This window comes from Novosphingobium sp. AAP93, from assembly GCF_001296055.1.
Lineage (GTDB): Bacteria > Pseudomonadota > Alphaproteobacteria > Sphingomonadales > Sphingomonadaceae > Novosphingobium.
Window position 1 is genome coordinate 34,078 of the sequence record NZ_LJHZ01000134.1, and the last position, 20,662, is coordinate 54,739.

25 protein-coding genes are annotated in these 20,662 nt (G+C 65.1%); 15 read left to right on the forward strand and 10 right to left on the reverse strand.

Features of this window, described 5'->3' with window-relative positions; translation table 11 throughout:
- Window positions 1-22 precede the first annotated feature (22 nt).
- Complete coding sequence (locus tag IP83_RS18690; RefSeq protein ID WP_197274451.1) at window positions 23-952, reverse strand: LysR substrate-binding domain-containing protein; 930 nt, start codon at window positions 950-952, stop codon at window positions 23-25.
- Window positions 953-1,049: 97 nt separating this feature from the next.
- On the opposite strand from IP83_RS18690, the gene IP83_RS18695 reads away from it, so the two are divergent.
- Window positions 1,050-2,147, forward strand: a complete 1,098-nt coding sequence (locus tag IP83_RS18695) for an NmrA family NAD(P)-binding protein (protein ID WP_054123748.1) — start codon at window positions 1,050-1,052, stop codon at window positions 2,145-2,147.
- Window positions 2,148-2,191: 44 nt separating this feature from the next.
- On the opposite strand, the gene guaA is transcribed toward IP83_RS18695, so the two are convergent.
- Complete coding sequence (guaA, locus tag IP83_RS18700; RefSeq protein ID WP_054123749.1) at window positions 2,192-3,751, reverse strand: glutamine-hydrolyzing GMP synthase; 1,560 nt, start codon at window positions 3,749-3,751, stop codon at window positions 2,192-2,194.
- Window positions 3,752-4,288: 537 nt separating this feature from the next.
- On the opposite strand from guaA, the gene gluQRS reads away from it, so the two are divergent.
- The 4 genes from gluQRS to IP83_RS18720 all read left to right on the forward strand — a co-directional run bounded on the left by gluQRS (window position 4,289) and on the right by IP83_RS18720 (window position 6,919).
- Complete coding sequence (gene gluQRS / locus IP83_RS18705) at window positions 4,289-5,143, forward strand: tRNA glutamyl-Q(34) synthetase GluQRS (protein ID WP_054123750.1); 855 nt, start codon at window positions 4,289-4,291, stop codon at window positions 5,141-5,143.
- Window positions 5,140-5,376, forward strand: coding sequence for an HIG1 domain-containing protein (locus IP83_RS18710; RefSeq protein ID WP_054123751.1), 237 nt, complete (start codon window positions 5,140-5,142; stop codon window positions 5,374-5,376). The genes gluQRS and IP83_RS18710 overlap by 4 nt, the downstream gene beginning before the upstream one ends.
- 13 nt (window positions 5,377-5,389) lie before the next feature.
- Entirely contained in the window at window positions 5,390-5,965 is a 576-nt protein-coding gene (locus tag IP83_RS18715; RefSeq protein ID WP_054123752.1) for a cob(I)yrinic acid a,c-diamide adenosyltransferase, read from the forward strand.
- An 84-nt stretch (window positions 5,966-6,049) separates the two neighbouring features.
- Window positions 6,050-6,919 (forward strand): 3-hydroxyacyl-CoA dehydrogenase NAD-binding domain-containing protein, encoded by an 870-nt coding sequence (locus IP83_RS18720; protein WP_054123753.1) that lies wholly within the window; start codon window positions 6,050-6,052, stop codon window positions 6,917-6,919.
- A gap of 23 nt (window positions 6,920-6,942) precedes the next feature.
- Here the strand turns inward: IP83_RS18720 and IP83_RS18725 are convergent, their stop codons facing one another.
- Window positions 6,943-7,233, reverse strand: a complete 291-nt coding sequence (locus IP83_RS18725) for a hypothetical protein (protein ID WP_054123754.1) — start codon at window positions 7,231-7,233, stop codon at window positions 6,943-6,945.
- Between the two features lie 245 nt (window positions 7,234-7,478).
- Here IP83_RS18725 and IP83_RS18730 point away from each other — a divergent pair, with 245 nt between their 5' ends.
- Complete coding sequence (locus IP83_RS18730) at window positions 7,479-7,946, forward strand: thermonuclease family protein (RefSeq protein ID WP_082364848.1); 468 nt, start codon at window positions 7,479-7,481, stop codon at window positions 7,944-7,946.
- On the opposite strand, the gene IP83_RS18735 is transcribed toward IP83_RS18730, so the two are convergent.
- Window positions 7,943-8,578, reverse strand: a complete 636-nt coding sequence (locus IP83_RS18735; RefSeq protein ID WP_054123755.1) for a TetR family transcriptional regulator — start codon at window positions 8,576-8,578, stop codon at window positions 7,943-7,945. The two genes, IP83_RS18730 and IP83_RS18735, sit on opposite strands and share 4 nt — an antisense overlap.
- 126 nt (window positions 8,579-8,704) lie before the next feature.
- On the opposite strand from IP83_RS18735, the gene IP83_RS18740 reads away from it, so the two are divergent.
- Window positions 8,705-10,495, forward strand: a complete 1,791-nt coding sequence (locus IP83_RS18740; RefSeq protein ID WP_231625134.1) for a bifunctional UDP-sugar hydrolase/5'-nucleotidase — start codon at window positions 8,705-8,707, stop codon at window positions 10,493-10,495.
- A gap of 9 nt (window positions 10,496-10,504) precedes the next feature.
- Here the strand turns inward: IP83_RS18740 and IP83_RS18745 are convergent, their stop codons facing one another.
- The gene (locus tag IP83_RS18745; protein WP_054123756.1) at window positions 10,505-11,290 is read right to left on the reverse strand and encodes a DUF1295 domain-containing protein; all 786 of its coding nucleotides are present in this window, start codon (window positions 11,288-11,290) and stop codon (window positions 10,505-10,507) included.
- Complete coding sequence (locus tag IP83_RS18750) at window positions 11,283-11,909, reverse strand: lysophospholipid acyltransferase family protein (RefSeq protein WP_054123757.1); 627 nt, start codon at window positions 11,907-11,909, stop codon at window positions 11,283-11,285. The genes IP83_RS18745 and IP83_RS18750 overlap by 8 nt, the downstream gene beginning before the upstream one ends.
- A 157-nt stretch (window positions 11,910-12,066) precedes the next feature.
- Here IP83_RS18750 and IP83_RS18755 point away from each other — a divergent pair, with 157 nt between their 5' ends.
- The 4 genes from IP83_RS18755 to IP83_RS18770 are packed head-to-tail and all read left to right on the forward strand — an operon-like array spanning window position 12,067 to window position 15,569.
- On the forward strand, window positions 12,067-12,498 hold the full coding sequence (locus IP83_RS18755) for a MarR family winged helix-turn-helix transcriptional regulator (protein ID WP_369817043.1): 432 nt from the start codon (window positions 12,067-12,069) through the stop codon (window positions 12,496-12,498).
- Window positions 12,491-13,564, forward strand: a complete 1,074-nt coding sequence (locus IP83_RS18760; RefSeq protein ID WP_054123759.1) for an HlyD family secretion protein — start codon at window positions 12,491-12,493, stop codon at window positions 13,562-13,564. The genes IP83_RS18755 and IP83_RS18760 overlap by 8 nt, the downstream gene beginning before the upstream one ends.
- A 19-nt stretch (window positions 13,565-13,583) precedes the next feature.
- Window positions 13,584-15,101: a DHA2 family efflux MFS transporter permease subunit gene (locus tag IP83_RS18765; RefSeq protein ID WP_231625135.1), complete on the forward strand. Its 1,518-nt coding sequence runs from the start codon at window positions 13,584-13,586 to the stop codon at window positions 15,099-15,101.
- A gap of 51 nt (window positions 15,102-15,152) precedes the next feature.
- Entirely contained in the window at window positions 15,153-15,569 is a 417-nt protein-coding gene (locus IP83_RS18770; RefSeq protein WP_054123761.1) for a DUF983 domain-containing protein, read from the forward strand.
- On the opposite strand, the gene IP83_RS18775 is transcribed toward IP83_RS18770, so the two are convergent.
- The 4 genes from IP83_RS18775 to IP83_RS18790 form a co-directional block, all read right to left on the reverse strand.
- Entirely contained in the window at window positions 15,566-16,249 is a 684-nt protein-coding gene (locus tag IP83_RS18775) for a glutathione S-transferase family protein (protein ID WP_054123762.1), read from the reverse strand. The genes IP83_RS18770 and IP83_RS18775 overlap by 4 nt on opposite strands.
- A 6-nt stretch (window positions 16,250-16,255) precedes the next feature.
- On the reverse strand, window positions 16,256-16,915 hold the full coding sequence (locus tag IP83_RS18780) for a CoA transferase subunit B (RefSeq protein WP_054123763.1): 660 nt from the start codon (window positions 16,913-16,915) through the stop codon (window positions 16,256-16,258).
- A complete protein-coding gene (locus IP83_RS18785) occupies window positions 16,915-17,625 on the reverse strand; it encodes a CoA transferase subunit A (protein ID WP_054123764.1) in 711 nt (236 codons plus the stop codon). Before IP83_RS18785 ends, IP83_RS18780 begins: the two co-directional genes overlap by 1 nt.
- Window positions 17,626-17,851: 226 nt before the next feature.
- Window positions 17,852-18,520 carry an HAD-IA family hydrolase gene (locus IP83_RS18790; RefSeq protein ID WP_054123765.1) on the reverse strand — a complete coding sequence of 223 codons (669 nt, stop codon included), beginning with the start codon at window positions 18,518-18,520 and terminating at the stop codon, window positions 17,852-17,854.
- Window positions 18,521-18,667: 147 nt separating this feature from the next.
- Between IP83_RS18790 and IP83_RS18795 the strand changes: the two genes are divergently transcribed.
- From IP83_RS18795 to yidD, 4 genes are all read left to right on the forward strand, one after another.
- A complete protein-coding gene (locus IP83_RS18795; RefSeq protein ID WP_054123766.1) occupies window positions 18,668-19,447 on the forward strand; it encodes a universal stress protein in 780 nt (259 codons plus the stop codon).
- A gap of 431 nt (window positions 19,448-19,878) precedes the next feature.
- Complete coding sequence (rpmH, locus tag IP83_RS18800; protein ID WP_054123767.1) at window positions 19,879-20,013, forward strand: 50S ribosomal protein L34; 135 nt, start codon at window positions 19,879-19,881, stop codon at window positions 20,011-20,013.
- 26 nt (window positions 20,014-20,039) lie between these two features.
- On the forward strand, window positions 20,040-20,438 hold the full coding sequence (rnpA, locus tag IP83_RS18805; protein ID WP_054123768.1) for a ribonuclease P protein component: 399 nt from the start codon (window positions 20,040-20,042) through the stop codon (window positions 20,436-20,438).
- The gene (gene yidD / locus IP83_RS18810; protein ID WP_054123769.1) at window positions 20,435-20,647 is read left to right on the forward strand and encodes a membrane protein insertion efficiency factor YidD; all 213 of its coding nucleotides are present in this window, start codon (window positions 20,435-20,437) and stop codon (window positions 20,645-20,647) included. The genes rnpA and yidD overlap by 4 nt, the downstream gene beginning before the upstream one ends.
- Window positions 20,648-20,662 lie beyond the last annotated feature (15 nt).

The window sequence follows — 20,662 nt, forward strand, 5'->3', positions numbered from 1 at the left end:
TGCCACGCTCGAACGGTGCAGGTCAGCCCGGCCCGCGCTGCTCTTTCCGATCGAGGAATCGACCCGTATAGGCGCGCAAGTGGTCGATGAAGGCGCGAAGCTTGGGCAGGGTCTGATGCCGGCCCGAATGGCACAGGAACATGCCAGGCAGATCGGGCGCCGAGTCATCGAGCAGCGGGACAAGCGTTCCGCCGCGCCGCGCCGCGAGGCTGAGCGGCGCCGGGATCTGAGCAATGCCGAGACCATCAAGCGCGGCGTCGCGCAAGGTGGCGAAGTCGTTGGCGATCAGCGGCCCGCGGACTTCCACCGCGATGTCGTGCGCACCGTCGCGGAAGCGCCAGGGATCGATCGCACCGCCGTTGCCGCGCAGCCGGAGGCAACTGTGGCCCGCCAGGTCTTCGATGCGGGCCGGAGTGCCGCGTGCGGCAAGATAGGCCGGCGCCGCGACCGCGAGCAGGCGGAAGCCTGGGGTCAGGCGGATGGCGGTGAGATCGGGCGCGATCAGCTGGCCGAAGCGGATCGCGGCGTCGAAGCCTTCGCCGACTATGTCGGTAACGCTCGAGCCGATCACGATCTCGAGTTCGATCTCGGGAAAGGCGGCGAGAAATGGCGTTACAACCGGTCGCAGGATGATCGGCACCGCGCCGGCCGCAATGGCGATACGCAGGCGGCCGCTGGGCCGGCCGCCCAGGCCTTGCGCATTGGCGGCGGCATGGGTCAGGGCCTCGAAAGCGGGTGCCGCATCAGCGAGGAGGCGCTCGCCGGCCTCGGTCAGCCCGACACTGCGCGTGGTGCGCAGGAACAGTGGGACACCGAGTCGGCTTTCCAGCGCGCGCACCGTCTGACTGGCGGCGGAAGGCGATACGCCGAGGTCGACCGCAGCCTTGCGGAAACTGCGATGCCGAGCGACCGCGAGGAAGGTCTCGATCCCGTCGAGGGCGCCTGCACGCATTGTGAAGCGTTGCTTCATAGCAAGTGCAGTATAATCCCGATTATCGCATCAAGGGAAGGGGCTTAGCTTGCAGGTACCGAAGCAAAGGAGACCTGCGATGACAAAGCCCCTGATCCTGGTGACAGGCGCAACCGGAAAGACCGGCCGCGCCGTGGTCGATGAGCTGCTGAACAACGGCGCCAAGGTGCGTGCGATGGTCCACCGCCGCGATGCGCGCGCCGCGGCGCTGGAGCGTGCCGGTGCCGAAGTCGTGACCGGCGACCTGTTCGATTTCGATTCAGTCGAGGACGCGCTGAAGGGCGTCTCGCGTGCCTATTTCGCGGCGCCCATGCATCCCTTTGCGCTGCACGCAGCCGCCGGCTTTGCCGAAGCGGCCCGCGCGGCCCGGCTCGAATCGGTGGTGCAACTGACCCAGTGGCTCGCCAATCCGGCCAATCCCTCACTTACCACGCGCAGCCACTGGCTGGCTGACCGGCTGTTCGACCAGCTGCCGGGGATTGCCCACACCACTGTCAGTCCCGGATTCTTCGCCGACAACTACATTGGTCCGGTGCTGCCCTTCATCGCGCATCTCGGCGTGTTGCCGCAGGTGTGGAGCGACGGGCCCAATGCGCCGCCTTCGAACGAGGATATCGCTGCGGTTGCAGCGCATGCCCTGCTCGATCCGAAGCGTCACGACGGCCGCACCTACCGGCCGACCGGCCCGCGCGAGATACGTTTTGCAGATATGCGCCGCGATCTCGAAACGGCTTTCGGGCGGCGGCTGAGGGTCATGCCGATGCCCTTGTGGATGTTCACGAAGGCGATGCTGGCCGCCGGGTTCACGCCGGAAGTGGCGCTCGATTCGCGCAGCTACATTGCGGAGAACGAACGCGGCACCTTCGGTCATGGCGGTCCGACCGACCATGTCCGCGAAGTGACCGGCCGCGATCCGGATGACTTTCTGGCCATTGCGCGCCGCTATGCCGCACTGCCGGAAGCGCAACCCGGCTGGGGGCGGTTTGCTGCAGCGGTGGGGCTGTTCCTGCGCACCGGAATGACCCCGAACGTCGATCTTGATCGCTACGCGCGGCGGCACAAGCATCCCCAGCCGGCCAACCCGCGTCTCGCCATCGACGATCTGCGCTGGCAGGCCGAGCATGGAAGCCAGGTCTATGGACGCCCGGCGCTGCGTCTTGCCCGCGACGTCGCGTGAACCCGGGCCCACCCCGCATACGCGAGGTGGGCCTGTTCATGCCATCACTCCCACTCGATGGTGCCGGGCGGCTTCGAGGTGTAGTCGTAGACCACGCGGTTGATGCCCTTGACCTCGTTGACGATCCGTGTCGCCACCCGGCTGAGGAAATGGGCATCGAAGGGATAGATGTCGGCGGTCATGCCGTCGGTCGAGGTCACCGCACGCAGCGCGCAGACGCTGTCATAGGTGCGGAAATCGCCCATGACGCCCACGGTGCGCACCGGCAGCAGCACGGCGAAGGCCTGCCAGATCGCATCATAGAGCCCGGCATTGCGGATCTCCTCGAGGTAGATCGCATCGGCCTTGCGCAGGATGTCGCACTTTTCGCGGGTCACTTCGCCGGGGATGCGGATGGCAAGGCCCGGCCCGGGGAAGGGGTGGCGGCCGACGAAGACGTCCGGCAGGCCGAGCTCGCGGCCCAACGCGCGGACTTCGTCCTTGAACAGCTCGCGCAAGGGTTCGACGAGCTTCATGTTCATCCGCTCGGGCAGGCCGCCGACGTTGTGGTGGCTCTTGATCGTCACCGAAGGGCCACCGGTGAACGAGACACTCTCGATAACGTCCGGATAGAGCGTGCCCTGTGCGAGGAAGTCCGCGCCGCCGACCTGCTTGGCCTCGGCCTCGAACACGTCGATGAACGTCTTGCCGATGAATTTGCGCTTGGCTTCGGGGTCGGTCACCCCGGCGAGGCCGCCGAGGAACAGCGCCGAGACGTCCTTGTGGACCAGCGGGATGTTGTAGTGGCCGCGGAACAGGCTGACGACCTGCTCGGCCTCGCCCATGCGCATCAGACCGTGATCGACGAAGACGCAGGTCAGCTGGTCGCCGATCGCCTCGTGGATCAGCACGGCGGCGACGGCGGAATCGACGCCGCCGGAAAGGCCGCAGATCACGCGGGCATCGCCGACCTGTTCGCGGATCTCGGCAATCTTGGTCTTGCGGAATTCCGCCATGGTCCATTCGCCGGTGCAGCCGCAGACATGGCGCACGAAGTTGGCGATCAGCTTGCCGCCATCGGGCGTGTGGACCACTTCGGGGTGGAACTGGGTGCCGTAGTAGCGCTTCTCGTCATTGGCGATCACCGCAAACGGGGCGCCATCGGACACGGCAACAATGCGAAAGCCCGGCGCAAACTGGGTCACCTTGTCGCCGTGGCTCATCCACACCTGATGGCGTTCGCCCGGCTGCCAAAGGCCGTCGAACAGAGCGCAGGGCTCGGTGACCGTCAGGAAGGCACGGCCAAACTCGCCCGAATCGCCCGGCTGGACCTCGCCGCCGAGCTGCTGGCTCATCACCTGCTGGCCATAGCAGATGCCAAGGATCGGCAGGCCGCTGTCGAACAGCACCTGCGGTGCGCGGGGGCTGCCTTCGGCGGGCACGCTGGCCGGGGAGCCCGACAGGATGATGCCCTTGGGCTTCATCCGGTGGAATGCGGCTTCGGCCTGCGTGAAGGGGGCGATTTCGGAGTAGACCCCCGCCTCGCGCACGCGCCGCGCGATCAGCTGGGTAACCTGGCTGCCGAAGTCGACGATCAGGATCGATTCTGAAGGCTGAATGCTCATGGCAGGCGGATAATGTTGTGCGTTCCCCCTGTCCAGCGACGCGCGAAAAAAGGCTAATGTTACGGTTGCGCGACGCGCATCTGGTTTAGAAGTTATTCTGTCATTGAAACATTTGTGCTTCACCAAAGGGCATGAATCGAAAAAATCCTTGTTTTTCAGTAATTCAGTCTCAAAACAAAACCAATTGCGTGAAATGCAACTGTTATTGCCTTGTTCGCACTTGCAGCACGAGCGGGAACGCCTATTTGCACCCTCGTTCCAAACGCTCTGCGCAATCCACCACCCTGCCGGCGCCTCTGGAATGGGAGAGTCCCCTGAAAGTGCCCAAAACAGGAGGACATTATGCGTAACTACACTTCGGCGATCGTCTCGCTCGTTCTGGCTGCTGGCATCAGCAGCATGTTCTTCGGTGCCACGCTCGTCTGAGCCGGCCCGGTGAACGCCAACCCGCTTCGCGGGCTTCCCAAAGAAAACGGCTGCCTTACCCTTTAAGGCAGCCGTTTTTGTTTTCCCGGCACATGGCTATGAACCGAGGCCATGTCCGCGCCCACCGTCACCCGATTTGCGCCCAGCCCCAACGGATCGCTGCATCTGGGCCACGCCTATGCCGCGATTGCCGCGCACGATCGTGCGCTGCGAGACGGCGGCCGCTTTCTGCTGCGCATCGAGGATATCGACGGCGTCCGCAGCCGGCCTGAACTGGCCGATGAATTCCGCGAAGACCTGAACTGGTTGGGTCTCACTTTCGAGGAAGTGCCCGCGCAGTCCACCCGCATCGAGCGCTACCGTGAAGCCGCGCAGAACCTGCGCGCGATGGGGCTCATCTATCCCTGCCGCTGCACCCGTGCCGAAGTGGCTGCGGCGGCCACGCTGCAGGGGCCGGATGGCCCGATCTATCCCGGCACCTGTCTGCGCAACCCGCCGCTCGGCTCTTCTGATCCGGTCTGGCGCCTCGATGTCGAGCAGGCGGCGGAATTGGCAGGGCCGCTCACATGGTTCGATGAACTGCGCGGACCGCAAAGCGCGCGCCCTGCCATGTTTGGCGACGTGGTGATCTGGCGCCGCGACGCGCCAGCGAGCTACCACCTCGCTGCCACGCTTGATGATGCCGAGGACGGTGTGACGGTCGTGACCCGCGGGGCGGATCTCTTTGCCGCCACGCATATCCACCGCCTGCTGCAAGTCCTGCTCGGCCTGCCCGAGCCGCGCTGGCATCATCACCCCCTGCTGACCGGCCCCGATGGCCGCAAGCTCGCCAAGCGCCGTGATGCGCCGTCGCTTGCGGATCGCCGCCGCGCCGGGGAGGACGGGACAGCGCTCGCAGCCGCTTTGCGTGCTACCCGCTTTGACAGTGGCATTTCGCTGCATGAGGGCTTAGACCTCTTGCCATGACACTTTTCCTCGTCCCCGTGATCCTCATCCTGATGGGGCTTACAGTATGGTCGCTGCTGCGCGGCATCGGCGCCTTCCTCAACAGCACCAAGGCCGAGCTGGAAGGCGATGGCACGCGTGCGACCGAGATGCAGCTGCTGCAGAACAAGATGATGTTCAACCGCATCAAGTATCAGGGCCTCGCGGTCGCGGTTGTCGCCATTCTGCTGTTGTTCACCCACGGCGGCCGCTGACTGTTCCTCCAGCGTGGTCAAGCTCAACAAGATCTACACGCGCACCGGCGATGACGGCACGACGGGCCTCGTCGATGGCTCGCGCCGCGCCAAGCATGACCTGCGCCTCGAGGCGATCGGCGAAGTCGATGAACTGAACTCGGCGGTCGGATTCGCTGCGCTGGCGCTGGAGGCTGATCGCGCCACCGCGCTGCGCCGGATCCAGAACGATCTGTTCGATCTGGGCGCTGATCTGGCGACTCCGCTCGGCGAGATTGGCGGAGCGGATTTCACCCCGTCCGAAATGGTGCTGCGTGTTGTCGCTGCCCAGCCCGACCGGCTCGAGGCCGAGATCGACGCGCTCAATGCGTCGCTGCCGCCGCTGACGAGCTTCATCCTTCCCGGCGGCAGCGAAGGCGCCGCGCGCGTCCACTTGGCCCGCGCGATCACCCGCCGCGCCGAGCGCGCCGCGACTGCGCTGGCCGCGAGCGAGCCGGTAAACCCGGCAGCGCTGGCCTATCTCAACCGGTTGTCGGACTATTTCTTCGTGCTCGCGCGCGCGATCAATGCGGGCAACGATCCGCTCTGGGTGCCGGGCGCCTCGCGCTGATTGCCCCCTCAAATTGGCAGCTTTCCATGGGCGCCATTCCCCACTAGGCAGCCCGCAAACGTGCAATCAGGCGGGATAGTTCACATGCAGACAATCGCAGTCATCGGGGCCGGGCAGATGGGTTCGGGCATCGCCCAGGTCGCGGCCGCTTCGGGCAAGTCCGTGCTGCTTTCGGATATCTCGCTGGCCGTCGCCGAAGCTGCCCGCGCCAAGATCGAGAAGGGCCTGATGAAGCTGGCCGAGCGCGGCAAGATCGCGGCTGAAGACGCCGTCGCGACGGTTTCGCGCATCACCGCCGTCGGCGATTACGCCCGCCTCGGCGAGGCCGATCTCGTGATCGAGGCCGCGACCGAGCGCGAGGATATCAAGCACAGGATCTTCGAAGCCGCCGGCAAGCACCTTGGCGCCGCCGCGATCATGGCGACCAACACCTCCTCGATCCCGATCACCCGCATGGCCGTCTCCTCGCCCGATCCGGAGCGCTTCATCGGCATCCACTTCTTCAATCCCGTGCCGCTGATGAAGCTGGTCGAGGTGATCCCCGGCCTTGCCACCTCGGTGCAGACCATCGAAGCGGTGCGCGGTTTCGTGAGCGATATCGGCAAGGAAATCGTGCTGTCGCAGGACGAGCCAGGCTTCATCGTCAACCGCATTTTCGTGCCGTTTATCAACGAGGCGGCTTTCGTGCTCGGCTCGGGCACCGGCTCGATCCAGGATATCGACAAGGGCGTGAAGCTGGGCCTCAACCACCCGATGGGCCCGCTCGAACTCGCGGACTTCATCGGGCTCGACACCCTGCTCGAGATCATGAAGATCTACCTCGCCTCGACGGGTGACCCGAAGTACCGCCCCGCACCGCTGCTGCAGAAGTATGTCGAGGCAGGCTGGCTCGGCCGCAAGTCGGGCCGCGGCTTCTATGACTACAGCGGCGAGGTGCCGGTCCCGACGCGCTAGGCGCCGGGGCGCGGCCTGCCTTGTCAGGGTTGCGAATCGCTGTAGGACCCGCGGTTGTATTCGTCCTGATAGCCATCGCGGACGACGGACGGATCGGAGGGGTCATAGCCTTCGGTCCGCCGGGCCTTTCGAATTTCGCGCTCGGCCTCGTACTCTTGCACGGCCTTGCGGGCCTCTTCGCGCTCTTCGGCGCTCGGCCCCTGATAGCTGACGGACGCGCTCTTGCCGATCATGGCGAGACCCAGTGAACTCAAGCTCATCACCCCAAGGCCGATAATGATGCGCCAACGCAGATCGAAGAAGAAGTCCGGCATGATCTGAAAACACCTGCTGCAGCGAAACCGAGCGCCAGTAGAAATCCGCAATTCTGGTCAAGATATCGCCAATCGACCGATGCTGTTTTCGAATTACTGTTTTTCGCTTTGCTGTGGTCTTTTGCCGCGATTTCTCAGTCGGCCCCGCAATCTTGCCGCCGCCCAGCTTTACGAATGAACCCTAAGTTACTGTACTATAATAATTTTATATAGAACAAAGCAAGAAAACATGTCATCGCGGCGGCATGAAGAATGCAGCTGTCATCCGGCAAACTGCCGGTCTCACCGTCCTGCTTGCCGCCGCTTTGTCCGGTCGCGCCATTCTCGCCGAGCCGCGTCCAATCGCCGCGGCTGACACGGAAACGGCCAGGTTTGCGCCATGCGAGGGACCCGTGCGCGTCACTTGCGTCGTCGACGGCGATACGTTCTGGTATCGCGGCCTGAAGATCCGCATTGCCGACATAAATGCGCCGGAGCTCGACCATCCTTCCTGCGCCTATGAGGCCCGTCTGGCACAGGCAGCGACACTGCGGCTGACCGACTTGCTCAATGCCGGCTCGTTCACCTTGGTGGTCGAGGGGCGCGAGACCGACCGCTATGGGCGCGCACTGCGCGTGGTGTTGCGCGGCGGGCGCAGTCTGGGTGCAGTGCTGGAACGCGAAGGCCTCGCCGAACACTGGCAAGGCCGGCGCGGCGACTGGTGCGTGGCCTAGGCGGCGCGCAGCCCGCTGACGCCCATGGCCCCGCGGTCCTGCGCGGAAAGGCCGTCGAACACCGCATCGATGATCCGGGCAAGCTTCTCTTCGGACAGGCGGTCCATCAGCATGCCCATCACGCCGATGTTGCAGTAGGGCGAGACCATCTGGTTGATCAGGCTCAGCGTCATGTCGATCTCGAGCCCAGGGAAGAACCCTTCGCCCATTGCTTCGGCGATGATCATGCTGAGGTAGTGATCGGCCAGATCGACGTAGCTGCGGACCTGTTCGAAGTATTCGTTGCCCAGTTCGACATACATCTCGTGTGCGACCGGATCGGCACGGTAGGCATCGCGCATCATCACGAAGCGGCGCGCGAAGAACTCGTACATCTTGCGGCGGGGCGGCAGCTCGCTGGCGACCACTTCCTCCATGATCGCGACCTTGGGGCGGAACCAGTATTCCGCGACGGCTTCGAGCAGCGCCTCGCGGCTTTCGAAATAGCGGAAGACCTGAGCCGGAGAGATGCCTGCCCGCAGCGCGATTTCCTGCATGTTCAGCGCCTGCCCGCCGCGCTCCTCGATCAGGGCGCAGGCCAGTTCGACCAGACGCTCCTGACCGGCTTCGATATCGGACTGCGCGCGGGGCATGTTATGATCCTGTCGCCGGGGAGGCCTACTGCCCATACTAGGCATTGCCCGAGACGGATTCAATTGCGTTACAGGTAATTGATCGAGTCCGGATCGGCGGTGATGCCGACAGCAGGAGATGGGTCGATGACGTTTATGGGCAATACACGCCGCGCCGGTATGCTGGCAGCGGGTGCGCTGGCGTTTACCGGGCTGCTTTCGGGCTGTGCCGCACCGCAGGCAGGGGGCGCCCTGGTTTCGACGCCGCCACCGGCCGTTCCCGTGGAAGTTGCAGTGCTGGCGTTCAACGATTTCCATGGCAATCTTGAACCCCCGCGCCAGAGCGTGGGCATGCCCGATGGGCAAGGCGGTACCGCACAAGTCCCCGCAGGCGGTGCGGCCTGGCTTGCCAGCGCGCTCGATACGCTGCGCATGAAGCATCCCTACTCGCTCACTGTCGCTGCGGGCGATCTCATCAGCGCCTCGCCGCTGGCCTCGTCGCTGTTTCTTGATGAGCCGTCGGTCGAAACGCTCAGCCGCATCGGCCTCGATTACGCGGCGGTCGGCAACCACGAGTTTGACCGCGGCACGAAGGAACTGCTGCGGATGCAGGCAGGCGGCTGCGAGAAGCTGACGGTGCGCGAGCCATGTCAGCTCGAACGCTTTGCCGGAGCACGTTACCACTATCTCGCCGCCAGCACATTGACCGCATCCGGCGCGCCGCTGTTCCCGGCGAGTGCGATCCGCACCTTCGGAACCGGTGCGTCGCAAGTGAAGGTCGGGGTGATCGGCCTCACGCTCAGGGGCACGCCGATGCTGGTCAATCCGGCGGGCATTGCCGACGTCACCTTCGAGGACGAAGCAGACACGATCAATGCCGAGGTGCTCAAGCTCAAGGCCCAGGGCGCGGATGCGATTGTCGTGCTGATCCATCAGGGCGGCAAGCAGACGGGCGCGCCTGATCCCAACGGCTGCAATGGCTTTGCTGGAGATATCCAGCCGATCCTCGCGCGGATGTCGCCCGAGGTCGATGTCGTGGTCTCGGGCCATACCCATGCCGACTATATCTGCGAGCTGCCGACCAGCGATCCGGCGCGCAAGGTGCTGCTCACCAGCGCAGGGCTCTATGGCAAGGAGCTGAGCGAGATCACGCTCACGATCGATCCCGTCGCGCACCGCGTCACCGCCCGGAGCGCGCGCAACCTGATCGTGCAGTCGCAGCCGTTCAACTCGGCCAAGGGGCCGGTCGCGCTCTCGCAGCTGGTGCCTGCCTATGCCCCGCGTGCTGACATCGCCGCCTATGTCCAGCGCTATGTCGATGCGGCGAAGTCCTCCGCGACGCGTCCGGTCGGCAAGCTCTCCGGCCCGGCGGATCGCGGCGAGGCGCCTGCGGGCAGCACCGGCGGGCCGCTCGCGCACCTGATTGCCGATGCGCAGCTGGCGGCCACCCGCAGCGCGGGAGCGCAGATCGCCTTCATGAACCCCTATGGCGTACGCGCTGCGCTCGTTCCGGCCGCGGACGGAACGGTCACCTTCGGCGACATCTACCTCGTCCAGCCTTTCGGTAATGCGTTGGTGACCGAAACGCTGACCGGGGCCGAGATCAAGGCGGTGCTGGAGCAGGGGTTTGATGCGATCGGACCGGAGCAGGTGCTGGCGCCCTCGGCGGGGTTTGTCTTCCGCTATGATCGCCGCCAGCCGGAGGGCAGCCGGGTCACCGCGATCACGCTGAACGGAAAGCCCCTCGATCCCGCCGCGAGCTACCGCGTGACGGTGAACGGCTTCCTTGCGCTCGGCGGCGACGGTTTTACCGTGTTCAAGGCCGGGCGCGATACGGTGACCGGGCCGACCGATATTGACGCGTTCGAAGGTCTGTTCCGCAGCAAGACCGTGGTCGACGTGCCGCGCGACGTGCGGACCATCGACGCCCGCAAATGACCGCAGCCTCTAGCGTTTCGGCGGCCATGGAATGAAGCCCGAGGTCCGCTCGACATAGGCGGCGTAGTCCGGCCGCCGCTGCACGAGGCCTTTCTCGAGCAGCGGCTTGCCGGACCAGCGGGTGAGCGTGAAGGTCAGGAACACCGGCCCTGCCAGCGAGGCGAGCGCCACCGGCAGGCCGGCCTCGCTCGCCGCCAGCCAGATGCCCCACCACACGCAAGTATCGCCGAAATAGTTGGGATGGCGGGTGTAGCGCCACAGCCCGGTATCGAGCACACGGCCCTTGTTGGCGGGGTCGGCGCGGAAGCGGGTGAGCTGGGCATCGCCAATGGTCTCGAACGCGAAGCCGATCAGCCACAGCGCGGCCCCTGCCATCGCGAGCGGGCCGATGGCGTCGTTGTCCGCCGCCAGCACGCCGAGCTGCGCGGGCAGGCACGTCACATAGAGCAGTACCGCCTGCACCGCGAAGACCTGTGCCGCCGCCCGGCCATACTTGCCGGCCTTGCGCGCCTTGCCGAGCATGCGGGCGTAGCGCACGTCCTCGCCGTGCGCGCGCCAGCGGGTGTAGAGATGCCAGCCGAGGCGGGCGCCCCAGATCACGGCCATCGCTGCGATCAGCGTTGCGCGCGGGCCTTTCTCCGCCGCCTGCACCCACGCAGATGCTGCCAGCACCGCCATGGCCGCGCCCCATACGGCATCGATGAAACTGACATCGCCGATCTTTGCCGCGGTACGCGCCAGCAGCGCCATCAGCACGGCGAGTGCAAGCGCATTGATCAGCAGGCCCTCAAGCATTGAACATCCCCGCAAAGTCCTTGATGCCGCGTTCCGGGTGTTTCGGCGTCACGCTCTGATAGATTTCTACCACCTGCTGCATATCCGCCTTGTAATCTCCTGTCGGCATGATCGCGGGGCCAAGTCCACCCACCTTGCGGCCATAGTCCATCAAGCCGACGACCATGGGAACCCCGGCTCCAAGGGCAATGTGATAGAACCCCGTCCGCCACTGGTTGACCGCGCTGCGCGTGCCTTCGGGTGCGATGGTGAGGGCGAAACGGTCACGCCGAGCGAACTCGGCGATCATTGCATCGACCACGTTGTGCCGGGCAGACCGGTCGATGGAGATGCCGCCCATGTCGCGCATGAAGCCGCCCATCGGCCAGCGAAACAAGCTGTCCTTGGCCATGAAATGCGCATCGAGGCCCAGTTCGTTGACGAGGCCGAGGAAGTAGACGAAGTCCCAGTTCGAGGTGTGCGGTGCGGCGATGATGACATAGCGCCCACCGGGTGGCGGCGTGCCAACCGCTTTCCAGCCTTGCATCCGGTAAAACCCGAGCAGCGCGCGCTTGACCAGCCGCGACGACAGGCTCGCCTTCCGGCCGCCCGGACCGCTTTCCAGCACCCTTTCGCCCATTCATGATCCCCTTTTACTCGGGGGGTTTAGCGGGGACATTTTCGCTTGTCGAAGGGAACAAAAGGGCCAGCTGTCCATTTAGGCAAGCTTGACGATAATAAGCATGATTATTATATGTGCGCTTATGCAGAATAATATTGCCTTTTTGACCTCGGATGTGAGCCGCCTGCTGCGCAAGCGCTTCGACGTCGTCAGCCGCCGCTTCGGCGTGACCGGCCCGCAGTGGCGCATGCTTGCCGCGCTGCGCCGCACGCCCGGCATAAATCAGGGCGCGCTGGCGCAGTGGCTTGAAGTCGAAGCAATCACGGCGGGGCGCATGATAGATCGGCTGGAGAAGTCCGGCATGGTCGTGCGCCGCGCCGATCCCAACGACCGCCGCGCCTGGCGCTTGTTCCTGACCGATGCGGCGACGCCGTTGCTCGATGAGTTGTTCGTCTGCGCCACCGAGGTGTTCGAGGAAGCGCAGCAGGGCTTTGCGCCCGCCGAGCGCGAGTTGCTGCTCACCTTGCTCGAACGCGTGCGCGCCAATCTGCTGGAGGACAGCGCGCCCGAAAAGCCCGTGACCGAAGGAGCGCTCGCCCATGGCTGAAGCCGATCCCTTCAAGCCCGCTGCAGCGGCAGAAACCTCCGCTGCCGAACGCCGCAAGGCAACCCGCACCAAGCGTCTCCGGCTGGTCGGAATGCTCGTCATCCCCGCGCTGATCGTCGGCGGCGCGCTTTACTGGTGGTTCGGCCAGCCCGGCGAAGTCTCTACCGACAACGCCTATGTGAAGCAGGACATCGTCTCGATCGCGGGCGAAGTGACCGGCTTGGTCGTCGATGTGAAAGTGCGCGAGAACCAGCAGGTCAAGGCCGGCGATGTGCTGTTCCGGATCGATCCCACCAGCTATGAAGTGGCGATCCGTCAGGCCGATGCCCAGATCGCCGGGGCGCAGGCCCACATGACCGCGCTTGAGGCCGATGTCGGCGCCAATGCTGCCGATCTTGCCGCCGCGCGCGACGATCTGGCGCTCGCTGAATCGCAATACGCCCGCGAAAAGGCGCTGCTCGACCGCGGATTCAATACCCGCGCGCGGATCGACGAGGCGCAGCATGCTGTCGCCGTCGCGCGCGACCGGCTCGGCTCGATCCGTGCCGAAGTCGAGAAGGCGCGCGCCCAGCTCGCGACCGGCGCGCAGGTGCCCGGCCTCAACCCGCAAGTCGCTGCCGCGCAGGCCACCCGCGCCAAGGCGGCGGTCGACCTTGCCCGCACGGTGGTCCGCGCGCCGGTCTCGGGCCGCGTGACACAAGTTTCGCGTCTGCAGATCGGCCAGATGGTGTTCACCGGCGTACCGATGCTCTCGATCGTCCGCGAAGGCGGTGCGCGGGTGGAGGCGAATTTCAAGGAAACCGATCTTGCACACATGCGCCCCGGCCAGCCCGCCGAAGTGAAGCTCGATGCCTATCCCGGCCTCAAGCTCAAGGGCCATGTCGACAGCATCGGTGCGGGGACTGGCTCCGAATTCTCGGTGCTCCCGGCGCAGAACGCCACCGGCAACTGGGTCAAGGTGACACAGCGCGTGCCGGTGCGCATCGCCATCGACAGCTCCAGCGGGGATCGCCCGCTGATCGCCGGCCTCAGCGCGAACGTCACGGTCCATGTCGGGGACAAGTAGCGCGCAGCAACCTGCGTGGGTGGTCAAGCACCGGCCGTTGCTGTTCACCTCGGTGATGGCGGCGATGGTGATGCAGGTGCTCGATACCACCATCGCCAACGTCGCGCTGCCGCATATGGAAGCCTCGCTTTCGGCGACGCAGGAGACGATCAGCTGGGTGCTGACGAGCTACGTTCTCGCCTCGGCCGTTGCGCTGCCGCTGGGCGGCTGGCTGGTCGACCGTTTCGGCATCCGCGTCGTGTTCACGCTGTCGGTCGTCGCGTTCACTGTGGCTTCGATCCTCTGCGGGCTCGCGCAGAATCTTGGGCAGATGGTGGCGTTCCGCATCATCCAGGGTGTCGGCGGCGCGTTCCTGTCGCCCTTCGCGCAGACGGTGATGCTCAACGCCAGCACGGCGGAGGAGCGGCCCAAGATGATGGCGCTGTTCACGCAAGGCGTGATGCTCGGCCCCATCGCCGGGCCGCTGCTCGGCGGCTACATCACAGAGAGCTATTCGTGGCGCTGGGTTTTCTTCATCAACGTGCCCATCGGCATTGCGGCAGGCTGCGTGCTGTGGTGGCTGCTGCCGCGCCAGCCCGCGATCCGGCGGCCGATTGACCTCACCGGCTGGCTGCTCGTCGCGCTTGCACTCGCTTCGTTCCAGCTGATGCTTGATCGCGGCCCCTCGCAGGACTGGTTCGGCAGCGCCGAGGTCGTGACCTATGCCGTCATCTGGGCTTGCAGCGGCTGGATGGCGCTGGTCCACCTCGTCACCGCCGAGAAGCCGCTGTTTCCGGGGCGCATGTTTGCGGACACCAATTTCGTCGCCAGCCTGATCTTCATGTTCCTGATCGGCTGCGTAATGATGGCCGTGCTGGCGCTCCTGCCGGGGCTATTGCAGGGAATCTACGGCTATCCCGCGGTCGATGCCGGCTGGCTGCTGGCGCCGCGCGGCGTGGGTCTGCTGGTCACGATCACCCTGCTGGGCCGCTGGATCACCAGGATGGACCCGCGCGTCGCACTGACTATCGGGATGGGGCTCTCGGGCTGGTCGCTCTGGCTGATGTCCGGCTGGTCGCCCGATATGCCGATGGCGCCGATCTTCATCACCGGCCTTATCCAGGGCGTGGGCATCGCCTTCACGATCATGCCGATAAACCTGATCGCGTTTGCAACCCTGCCGCCGGAGATGCGCACCGATGCGGCGGGGCTCAACAACCTGATGCGCTCGATCGGGGCTTCGATCGGCATTGCCGTCTGCACCTTCATGCTCGCGCGCAACATCCAGGTGAACCACGCGGAGATGGGCGCGCGGATCACGAGGATGAGCGTGCCCTTCGATCTTGACCGGATCACGGCATTTGGCGGCGTATCCGAAGCGGGGATGCGGGTGGTCGACGGTATGGTCAACAAGCAGGCGGCGATGATCGGCTACCTCAACGATTTCTACATGATGGGCCTGCTGTGCTGGGCCTCGATCCCGGTGCTGTTCTTCGTCAAGGCCGGCAAGGCGCCCCCGGCGGGCGCGCCGCAAATGGCCGCGGCTGCGGATCACTAACCCGCCACTAACCGGTTGCTGAAGGGGGCGTCGAGGTCTAACGCCCCCCTTATGGCGCTGATATCCAACCCGAAGCTCGCATGGATCCTCCGCTGCGGCTGGCACGGCAAATGCCCGCGCTGCGGCGAAGGTCACATGTTCGCCGGCTGGCTCAAGCTCGCCAAGACCTGCGAACATTGCGGCCTCGATTTCAGCTACGCGCAGACGGACGATGGCCCGGCCTTTTTCGCGTTGTGCATCACCGCATTCCCGCTCGTCTTCGTGGTGGTCTACGCGCAGGTGCGCTTCGATCCCCCGTGGTGGGTGCACGTCTTCACCTCGGTGCCGATTCTCGTCCTCGGCTGCGTCGCCACGCTGCGTCCGTTCAAGGGCTGGCTTGCCGCCTCGCAATACGTGAACAAGGCAGTCGAGGCGGGCACCGAGGGGCTATGGGCCGATCTTAACGCACGCGAGAAGGAACGGGGCTAAGCCGTCCGGTAATCCGCGATAAGCACGCCGGTTGCCGCGAGTTCTTCCTCGTGGCTCGCCTCGCGCCAGTCTTCCGCCAGCGCGGCCGCTTCCCATTCCTGCATGGCGGGATGTGCGATCACGTGGTCGACCCAGGCCTGTCCGGCCCCTACATCCAGCCCGTAGGTGCGGATGCGGAAAGCAACCGGTGCATAGAAGGCATCGAGCACCGTAAAGCGCTCACCCGCCAGCCATGGCCCGCCGAAGCGCGATAGGCCCTGCTCGAAGATCTCGCGCACGCGGGCGACGTCCTTCACGAGCGCTTCGCGCATCGGGCGCGGCTTGACACGGACGCCGACATTCATCGGACAATCATTGCGCAGCGCCGAGAAGCCGCCATGCATCTCGGTCACCGCACACTGCGTGAAGGCTCGGGCGGCGGGATCGGTAGGCCAGACGCCCTGATGCCGATCCGCGAGATAGAGCGCGATGCCAAGCGAGTCCCACACCGTCGTCTCGCCGTCGAGCAGCACCGGCACTTGCCCCGTCGGCGAGAACGCGCGGAACTCGTCGTAGTTCACCGGCTTGGTGAAGGGCTCGATCCTGTCCGTGAAGGGAATGTCCAGCGCCCTCATCAGCACCCAGGGGCGCAGCGACCAGCTCGAATAGTTCCGGTTCGCGGTGATGAGGGTATAGGCCACAGTCTGCTACTCCACGTAATGCGCGGTGGTCTTCGCGCGCAGGTCCTCGGCGCTCACGCCGGGCGCCAGTTCGACCAGCTTGAACGGCGAGGCGTGATCGGGCCGCGCAAACACGGCGAGATCGGTGATCACCATGTCGACCACGTCCTTGCCCGTCAGCGGCAGGGTGCAGGCGGGGATGAACTTGGGGCTGCCGTCCTTGGCGCAGTGCTCCATGACGACAATGATCCTCTTGACGCCGGCGACGAGGTCCATCGCCCCGCCCATGCCCTTGATCATCTTGCCGGGCACCATCCAGTTGGCGATGTCGCCATTCTCGGCCACTTCCATCGCGCCGAGCACGGTGAGATCGATGTGCCCGCCGCGGATCATCGCGAAGCTCTGCGCGCTGTCGAAATAGGCCGAGTGCGGCAGCTCGCTGATCGTCTGCTTGCCCGCGTTGATGAGGTCGGGATCGACTTCGTTCTCGAGCGGGAAGGGCCCGATGCCCAGCATGCCGTTCTCGCTCTGCAGCGTGACGGTCATGCCCTCGGGGATATGGTTCGCCACCAGCGTCGGGATGCCGATGCCGAGGTTCACGTAGAAGCCGTCCTGCAGCTCGCGCGCGGCGCGGGCGGCCATCTGGTCACGGGTCCAGCCCGCCGTCAGTCCATCATGCTTGGTCATCAGCCCAGATCCGTGCTGCGAGTGGTGCGGAATTCGATCTTCTTGTCGTAGGGCGCGCCCACGATCATGCGCTGGACGTAGACGCCCGGCAGGTGGATCGCATCGGGATCAAGCGCGCCTATGGGCACGATTTCTTCGACTTCAACCACGCAGACCTTGCCGCAGGTCGCCGCCGGGACGTTGAAATTGCGCGCGGTCTTGCGGAACACGACGTTGCCCGTCTCATCCGCCTTCCATGCCTTGACCAGCGCGAGATCGGCGAAGATGCCCTGCTCGAGGATGTACTCCTGGCCATTGAAGACCTTGCTTTCCTTGCCTTCGGCCACCAGCGTGCCGACGCCGGTCTTGGTATAGAAGCCCGGAATGCCCGCACCGCCCGCGCGCATGCGCTCGGCGAGGGTTCCTTGCGGGCAAAACTCCACTTCAAGCTCGCCGGAGAGGTACTGGCGTTCGAATTCCTTGTTCTCGCCCACGTAGCTGGCGATCATCTTCTTCACCTGCCGCGTGCGCAGCAGCTTGCCGATGCCTTCGTTGTCGATCCCGGCATTGTTGCTGGCGAACGTGAGGTCTTTCACCCCGCTGTCGCGCACCGCATCGAGCAGGCGTTCCGGAATGCCGCACAGGCCGAAGCCCCCGCAGGCGACGAGCAGACCATCGCGCAATAGCCCGTCAAGGGCGCTGGCGGCATCGGGGTAGAGTTTCTTCGGCATACGAATTTCAGTCCCTCTGGCAGCGGGAGGCATTAGAACGCGTGACCGCTTCTCATCAATCTGTATGTCGCAAATCTGGTCGGCGACTGCTATCCCGAGCGCGGCGTGGGCCCTGCGCCCGGCTTCATTTTCACCTGCCCCGTTGTTCGTGCGAGGCCGGTGAGGGGTTACATCCTGTCAGTGCACGCAGCTGTAAGGCCTTGGACCGACGCTGTAATGCAGCAGCTCAACCAAGCGCAATCCCCAGCCGCGAGGAAAGATCGGCAAGCGCCTGTTCACCGCTGGTCACCTTGATCGCGTGCATGCCGAGCTGTGCGGCCGGCTTGCAGTTCACGCCAAGGTCGTCGAGGTAGATGCAGGCCGCCGGTTCCAGCCCGAGTTTCTCGCACATCATAAGATATATGCGCGGATCGGGTTTGCGCACGCCGGCCTTGCTGCTTTCGATCACGTGCTCGAAGCGGGCGAAGATCTGCTCCAGCGCATCGCTGCGATCCTCGCTGCGGGCAAGCCCTGCGCCCAGAAGTCCTTGGGGCCCCGTGGGCACATTGTTGGTGATGCAGGCGATGCGGTAGCCGGCGCCCTTCAGCTGGTCGAGCGCGCGGACCATCGCGGGGCGCACCGTTCCTGCAAGCACGGCAAGCACGTCCGCCCCTGTCAGTTCATGCCCTTGCGCCTTGGCTTCGGCGGCGAACAGCGCGTCGAACTCCGCAGCGCCGATTTCCGCGCGTTCGAATCGGGCCCAGGCATTGTCGTCAGGGTTGGTCGCATTGACGCGGCGGACGAAGTCCTGCGGCAACCCGCGCTCTGCTTCCAGCCGGTTGAATGCCTCGAACGGGGAGGAGGTGATGACCCCGCCGAAATCGAAGATCACTGCCGAAAATGCCCGCTCCGCCATGCTGTCCGCTCCGTGTTCCTGTGCCTCGGCGGCATAGCGGTCGGCACGGCGAGCGCAAGGGCAGGTAGTTAGTTGATCTGGATCATTGGGGCTCGGTCCGAAACGGGTGTAATGAAGCTCTGCCAGCCTGTTTTGCGGAGGAACCAGATGCGCTCGATTCTTTGCCCGGCCGATACTGCCGATACCCTCGATGACCGTGTCGAAACCGCGCTCGCGCTGGCGCGGGCAATGCGGGGCCATGTCTCGTTCCAGATCGCGACTCCCTTCGCGCAGATGGCGCTGTGGGAGCCGTTCGGCGGTGCGGCACTGTCTGCCCAGGTGATCAACGAAGTGCGTGCGGCGGATGAGCAACTCGCCAAGGATCTCGACGCACGCCTCGCCAACGAGGACGTTCCGTTCGATGTCGTGCTGACCGATCAGGGTCGGGTCGAAGGTGTGGCGGCTGCGGCACGCTTCACCGACGTCTTCGTCGCCAGTCTCGATGATCCGGCGCTGGAGGAAGTCGCGCTCGGCTCGCACTGCCCTGTGCTTGCGCTGCCGCGCGGGGTGCCCTTCGTGGTGTTCGACAAGCCGGTCCTGCTGGCGTGGGACGGCGGACATGAAGCGGCGGCCGCCATGCGTGCCGCGCTGCCGCTGCTCGCGCTGGCAAGCTCGGTCCACATCCTGATGGTGCGCGAAAAGGAGGACAGCTTCCCGGCACGCGATGCCGCCTGCTACCTCTCGCGCCACGATATCCATGCCGAGGTGCATGAAGTCGCCAAACATGGCGCGATTGCCACGACGATCGCCGACAAGGCCCACGAACTGGGCGCGGGGCTGATCGTGATGGGCGTATTCGGCAAGAGCCGCCTGCGCGAACTGCTGCTCGGCGGGGTCTCGCGCGATCTGCTCGACAAGTCGATGGTGCCGCTGCTGCTGGCTCATTAAGCGCGCGAGACCTACCTCTAGGGGCATGTTGCGACGCAGCAGTAGCACTATCTGATTTCGGCATTGACTGCATGCCATGGAGTCATGGCGCTGTAATATCGGCGGAAACTGGCCATTTATGGGCAATGGTAATGAGTGTATTGCAAAAAGTGCAATCAACCTGCCCCATTTCGCACTTGCGAAAATGACGGGATAGTTGCATATGAAAGCTGCCTTTCAGGCATCCTCTCCCAAAACTTTCAGGCCCGGTTGGCAACGACCGGGCCTTTTTTTCTGTCAGCCTCGCCAAGGCAAGGGGGTGGTGCGGAAGGACGCGAAGCCGCCGCAGCGCTTGACTGCACGGGCATCCCGGCGTATCGGCGCGCTCCTGATTCCGGGCCGCGTCCTGCGCAGGCCATGGGCAAACCGATTCGAACGAAAAGAGCAGACCGATGAAGCGCACTTTCCAGCCCAGCAACCTCGTGCGTGCCCGCCGCCACGGCTTCCGCGCCCGCATGGCCACTGTCGGCGGCCGCAAGGTGCTCCGCGCCCGCCGCGCCCGCGGCCGCAAGAAGCTCTCGGCCTGATCGCCGAGGCTCCGGTTGCGCCCGTCATGGGGTGCAAGCTGGAAACAATCGCGAAGCGCAGCGATTTCCTCGCGGCGAACAACGGAATCCGGGTCGCAAGGCCCGGTTTCGTGCTTTTGGTGAACCCGCTCGCGCGCCCTGACGGATCACGGCGCTTCGGCGTCACCGTCACCAAGCGCATCGGCAACGCGGTTGCCCGCAACCGCATGAAGCGGCGCCTCCGGGCACTGGCGCGGGAAATCCTGCCAGCGCGGGGCATTCCCGGTGCGGACCATGTGCTGATCGGCCGCGAGAACGGGATCGAGCGCGATTTCGGCCTGCTCCGGCAGGAACTCGAAGCCGCGCTCTCGCGGGCTGCTGCGGGCAAGGGCGATCCGCCGCGCACGTCCGGCTTCAAAGGCAAACCGAGGGGGCGTGGCAAGTGATCCGCAAGCTGCTGTTCCTGATTGTCCGGCTGTGGCAGATCGGCCCTTCAGCCGTGCTGCCGCCGTCCTGCCGCTACAGCCCGTCCTGTTCGCAATATGCGATCGAGGCGCTCGGTAAACACGGTGCGATTAAGGGTGGTTGGCTGACGGTGAAGCGGCTATTGCGCTGCCACCCTTGGGGTGGCCACGGCTACGATCCGGTGCCCTGAACAATCAACCGGCAC

Coding starts and splice junctions, on each gene's coding strand:
- IP83_RS18690 (WP_197274451.1), bottom strand. CDS start 952: ATGCGTGCAGGCGCCCTCGACGGGATCGAGACCTTCCTCGCGGTCGCT.
- IP83_RS18695 (WP_054123748.1), top strand. CDS start 1,050: ATGACAAAGCCCCTGATCCTGGTGACAGGCGCAACCGGAAAGACCGGC.
- guaA (WP_054123749.1), bottom strand. CDS start 3,751: ATGAGCATTCAGCCTTCAGAATCGATCCTGATCGTCGACTTCGGCAGC.
- gluQRS (WP_054123750.1), top strand. CDS start 4,289: ATGTCCGCGCCCACCGTCACCCGATTTGCGCCCAGCCCCAACGGATCG.
- IP83_RS18710 (WP_054123751.1), top strand. CDS start 5,140: ATGACACTTTTCCTCGTCCCCGTGATCCTCATCCTGATGGGGCTTACA.
- IP83_RS18720 (WP_054123753.1), top strand. CDS start 6,050: ATGCAGACAATCGCAGTCATCGGGGCCGGGCAGATGGGTTCGGGCATC.
- IP83_RS18725 (WP_054123754.1), bottom strand. CDS start 7,233: ATGCCGGACTTCTTCTTCGATCTGCGTTGGCGCATCATTATCGGCCTT.
- IP83_RS18730 (WP_082364848.1), top strand. CDS start 7,479: ATGAAGAATGCAGCTGTCATCCGGCAAACTGCCGGTCTCACCGTCCTG.
- IP83_RS18735 (WP_054123755.1), bottom strand. CDS start 8,578: ATGCCCCGCGCGCAGTCCGATATCGAAGCCGGTCAGGAGCGTCTGGTC.
- IP83_RS18740 (WP_231625134.1), top strand. CDS start 8,705: ATGACGTTTATGGGCAATACACGCCGCGCCGGTATGCTGGCAGCGGGT.
- IP83_RS18745 (WP_054123756.1), bottom strand. CDS start 11,290: ATGCTTGAGGGCCTGCTGATCAATGCGCTTGCACTCGCCGTGCTGATG.
- IP83_RS18750 (WP_054123757.1), bottom strand. CDS start 11,909: ATGGGCGAAAGGGTGCTGGAAAGCGGTCCGGGCGGCCGGAAGGCGAGC.
- IP83_RS18760 (WP_054123759.1), top strand. CDS start 12,491: ATGGCTGAAGCCGATCCCTTCAAGCCCGCTGCAGCGGCAGAAACCTCC.
- IP83_RS18770 (WP_054123761.1), top strand. CDS start 15,153: ATGGCGCTGATATCCAACCCGAAGCTCGCATGGATCCTCCGCTGCGGC.
- IP83_RS18780 (WP_054123763.1), bottom strand. CDS start 16,915: ATGACCAAGCATGATGGACTGACGGCGGGCTGGACCCGTGACCAGATG.
- IP83_RS18785 (WP_054123764.1), bottom strand. CDS start 17,625: ATGCCGAAGAAACTCTACCCCGATGCCGCCAGCGCCCTTGACGGGCTA.
- IP83_RS18790 (WP_054123765.1), bottom strand. CDS start 18,520: ATGGCGGAGCGGGCATTTTCGGCAGTGATCTTCGATTTCGGCGGGGTC.
- IP83_RS18795 (WP_054123766.1), top strand. CDS start 18,668: ATGCGCTCGATTCTTTGCCCGGCCGATACTGCCGATACCCTCGATGAC.
- rpmH (WP_054123767.1), top strand. CDS start 19,879: ATGAAGCGCACTTTCCAGCCCAGCAACCTCGTGCGTGCCCGCCGCCAC.
- rnpA (WP_054123768.1), top strand. CDS start 20,040: ATGGGGTGCAAGCTGGAAACAATCGCGAAGCGCAGCGATTTCCTCGCG.